This is a genomic window from Frankia sp. CeCAU1 (assembly GCF_977971845.1).
In genome coordinates this window covers 4694-8711 of record NZ_CDWWXA010000171.1, presented here as the reverse complement: position 1 = coordinate 8711, position 4018 = coordinate 4694, and the positions used below count along the sequence as shown (strand labels likewise).

3 protein-coding genes are annotated in these 4018 nt (G+C 71.7%); all 3 read right to left on the bottom strand.

Translation table 11 applies throughout. The features are described from left to right. Nucleotides 1-101: 101 nt before the first annotated feature. From AC08OO_RS20935 to AC08OO_RS20925, 3 genes are read right to left on the bottom strand one after another with little or no spacing between them, the layout of a single operon-like run. Nucleotides 102-527 (bottom strand): DUF6262 family protein, encoded by a 426-nt coding sequence (locus AC08OO_RS20935; protein WP_023841376.1) that lies wholly within the window; start codon nucleotides 525-527, stop codon nucleotides 102-104. Next, nucleotides 517-2685 (bottom strand): tyrosine-type recombinase/integrase, encoded by a 2169-nt coding sequence (locus AC08OO_RS20930; RefSeq protein WP_476611401.1) that lies wholly within the window; start codon nucleotides 2683-2685, stop codon nucleotides 517-519. Before AC08OO_RS20930 ends, AC08OO_RS20935 begins: the two co-directional genes overlap by 11 nt. Further along, a complete protein-coding gene (locus AC08OO_RS20925) occupies nucleotides 2682-3911 on the bottom strand; it encodes a tyrosine-type recombinase/integrase (protein ID WP_476611402.1) in 1230 nt (409 codons plus the stop codon). The genes AC08OO_RS20930 and AC08OO_RS20925 overlap by 4 nt, the downstream gene beginning before the upstream one ends. Between the last annotated feature and the right edge of the window lie 107 nt (nucleotides 3912-4018).

Here is a 4018-nt window from a genome sequence, read left to right as displayed (position 1 = left end):
GGGGTTGGCGTCGAGGCGCCGAGGCAGGGATAGCGCCGCGTGGGGTCGTCCGGCGCCGCGCTGGGGGCGGTCGTCACGTGACGACTGTGTCCGGGTGGCGCTCACGGGTCGTTGGGGTTGGTGTCGGTGCCGGCCGTGGCGTTGGGGCCGAGGCGGCGGCGGAGTATCAGGTTCTCCCCGTGGGCTGCGGCGAGCGCCTCGTTCAGCGCGGTGATCTCGGCGCGGTGGCGGGCCTTGAGTTCGCTGAGCTGCGCGGTCAGTGTCCGCACGACGTTGCTCGGCTGGTCCGGTTCCGCCGGTCGGGATGGCTGGGCGGTCTGTGTCGCGCGCAACTGCTCGATCCGGCTGCGCAGGCCGGTGTGTCGATAGAGGAAGTCCAGGGAGACCCCGGAGCGGGCGGCCAGGCCGCGGAAGGTGACCGGCTCGTCGGCGGCGCGCATCTCCTCGAGCGTCTTTTCGGCTCTGGTCACGGCGGTGGCGGTGCGCGTCGCGGTGGCCCTGCGCAGGTTGTCGAGGTTACCGGCCATCGGGCTGGCCCCGTCCCAGGTCGCCGGTCGCGCGGCGGGCCGTGGCGTCGGTGCGGGCGACGACCCCGGCGCCGCGGACTGGCTGCCCCTGCGCGGCGGTGTCGGCGTCGAGGGCGGCGATGACCGCTTCGAGGGCGGCCGCCTCGCGGTGGCGGCCGGCGAGCCAGACGTTGTCGGTGCCCATCGGGGTGCCGGTGCGGGCGGTGAACGCTGCCTGGCGGGTGTCGATGAGGGTCAGGGTGCGGCGGTGCTGGGCGCGCAGTTCGGGCAGGAACGTCGCGTCGGTGGTGAACTTGTCGCACGTCAGGCAGGCGTTTCCCCGGTCGCAGGACTGCCGTGGTGGCAGCAGGCAGTAGCCGTTCGGCAGGATCCGGTCGGTGCGGCTGTCGAGATGCAGCAGGTCGTAGAGATCGGCCGCCGGCATGGCGAGTTCGCGGGCGTCGGCTGTGCGCTTGCGGTAGCGCAGGAACTCCGCCTCGTGGGTCTCGGTGAGGGTCTTCGCGTAGTGCATCGTCATCGTCGGGGACAGATGCCCGAGGTAGCGCTGCACGACGTGGATCGGCACCCCGGCGTTGAGCAGGCTGGTCGCCTTCGTGTGCCTGAAGCGGTGCGTGCGCTGGAAGTCGACCAGACGGCCGACGTCGTCGCGGATATCGAGCCGGCGGGCCATCTCGGTGAGCATCCGGTGCAGGGTGCTCGACACGTAGGGCCGGTTGCCGTGGCGGTTCATCTTCTCGCCCAGGAACAGGTAACGCGGCGTCGCTCCCGGCGCGCCGTGGCGAGCGATCCATCCGGACGCCCATTCCTGTTGCGCGCGGATGATCGTCACGATCTCGCGGTCGACCAGGACCGTGTCCGGCGCACCGTCGATCTTGGTCTGTTGGTGGCGGAACCGGGCGGCGAACGCGTCCGGCTCCTCGTCGGACGGCGCCTGCATGGCGAGCGCGCAGAGCGGGTCGTGGTCGAGCAGGAGCAGTTCGCTGATCCGCCGGCCGAGCCGCGTCTGCAGCATCATGATCCGCATGGCCTGCTCGTCGCCGAACCCTCCGTCGGCCACCGGATCGCCGAGCATCCCGATGCTGGCCATGATCTGCGTGAACGCGGCCTCGGGGATGACGTTTTGCTCGGTGTCGCGGTGCGCCACGGGGCGGGGGATCTCGCCGCGCCGGTAGAACGCCGCATGCTGCGGTCCGAGGCGCAGCCAGCCTGGGTCGCCCAGTGCCGCCGCGGCCTCGTGTTTGTGGTCGTGCATGAAGGCGTAGAACTGCTCGACAGAGATCAGCAGGATCTTCATGTGGTTCGCGGACAGCGGCTGTCCCTCGGTCGGCCCGCGGCTGGCCCGCGAGGCACGGACGTGGCCGAGGTAGTCGAGCATGAGGGCCCGCACCCCCTCCGGTGTGTCGGCCAGGTGGGTGGGACGCCCGCCGCGGCTCGCGAGGAACGCGTCGAACATGGTCATGGCGAACACCCGCTGGCCGACGGTCGACCATCGCAGCGCCCCGGTCTCGAGGCTGATCTTGCAGTACCACTGCAGGCCGAGGCGCAGCCGGGACGCACTGACGCGCTGGAAGTAGATCGCCTCGCGACCCTGGGGCTCGTGCGCGCGCAGCGGGATGCGGGGATCCTCGACCGGGTTCCAGGACTCCCGCTGCCACCAGGGTCTGGTGTCGTAGGCGAGGGCGAGCAGCCGCAGGAACCGCACCAAGGTCTCCCGCACGGTCTGCGTCGAGCGCGCGGTCGGCAGCCTGCCCTTGCGCCGGTGGACCGCCAACGAGAACTGCTGACACCAGTCCCGCGCGGGCAGGTCCATCAGCGAGACGGGGCCGCGAGCGCCGAGGTCGGCGACGGCCTCGGCGAGGCGGCGGGTCAGCATCGCCACCCCCGGTAGCGCGATCTTCCCGCCCAGCTCTATCACCCTCAGGCAGCACCAGGTCAGCTCGCGGCCCATCGGCTCCGGCAGTCTCTCGACGAGGATCGCGTTGCTCGGGGCGGCCGCGGTGAACGCGTTGCGGTAGCGCTCGGGCACCGTCGCCGCCGACAGCCGGCCCAGCCGCAGGTCATCAGGAACCGTCGCCCACAACTGGTCCAGGATCACGGGGGCATATCCGCACCCCGCGGCGGCCAGGTTGTCCATGACTTCCTCGACCGTGATGTTCACGAGCACGGTCCGATCTGTCCGCCGCCGGCCACGGCCTGGGGGCGCCAGCCGGCGGTGAACGCCCGCCAGCTCGCCGCTGCTCGCGCGTCGGTGTCCTCGGTCACGTGGGCGTAGATCTCCAGCGTGGTCTGCACGTCGGCGTGGCCGAGCCGGCGGGACACGACGTGCACCGGCACCCCTGCCAGCAGCAGGGCGGTCGCGTGCGAGTGACGCAGCCAGTGGGGCGCCCAGCCCGTCGGGACCTTCCCGGCGAGGTCGCGGCGCAGCCGGCGGACCAGGTCGTAGACCGTCTCCGGTCGCCACGGCGCGAATCGCGTCCCGCCCGCGACGTTCACGAACACCGGCGCCGTGTCCAGATCGGCCACTGCCTGGTCGACGCCGGCATCGCACAGCTGCCAGAGGTACTCGCCATAGAGCCGGTCGAGCACGTCCGACACATAGATCCGCCGGTAGCGGCCGCCCTTGACCCGGACCCGGTGCGGATGCTCCCGCGGGACGACCTCGAGGAACGGGGTGTCACCGCGGCCGGTGTGCCAGTCCCGGTGCCGCAGACCCAGCGCCTCACCCAGGCGCAGGCCGCTTTCCGCCAGCAGCGACCACAGCAGCCGGTCACGCACCTGCCCCTGCCACCTGCCCGTGGCCGCGTCGAACGTCGCGCACGTGTCGCAGATCAGCTCGATCTGCGACGGCGTGAGCACCGGAGGTGCCTGCCGCGACGGGGTGCGGACCCGCACGACCGCCCGCTCCCGGCCCCGCCTGCGCGCGACGTGCTCGAGCATCGGCCGGTAGGCCGCCCGCCCGCCATGCACCAGCCGAACAAGGTCGCCGCCGAGCGGCACGCCGTTGAGCTCGTGGTAGCGGTAGCAGGACGTCATAGCCCGCAGCCGGTTCGCGACCGTCGACGCGGCGACCCGCGCGGCCCGCGGCTCGATCGACACCACATCCGGCCCGTCCCCGGAACGCAGCCACGTCAGAAACCCGCCGACCCCCGCCAGCGTCACCGCGTCCCAGGCCAAGCCGAACACCGCCAGATAGCTCCACCACAGCGCGAGCGCCCGCGCATACGAGCGCACCGTGTTCGGCGAGGAGCCCTGCGCCCGCAGATACTCCAGGAACTCCTCCGCCGGCCCGACCACCCGGTAGTCCGGTCCGAGCACCGTCCAGCTCGTCGCACCGTCCGGCAGCACGAGCCGCTGCGTCCGGCACGACTCCACAACGTCCGTCACGTCTCGTAACTTATCGACTACAGATTCGCAGTCCGTGACCGACACGCCGGACCGATTCCCGACCCGTCAACCTCCGTCACGGACGGCCTTACGGCGACGCCTGATTA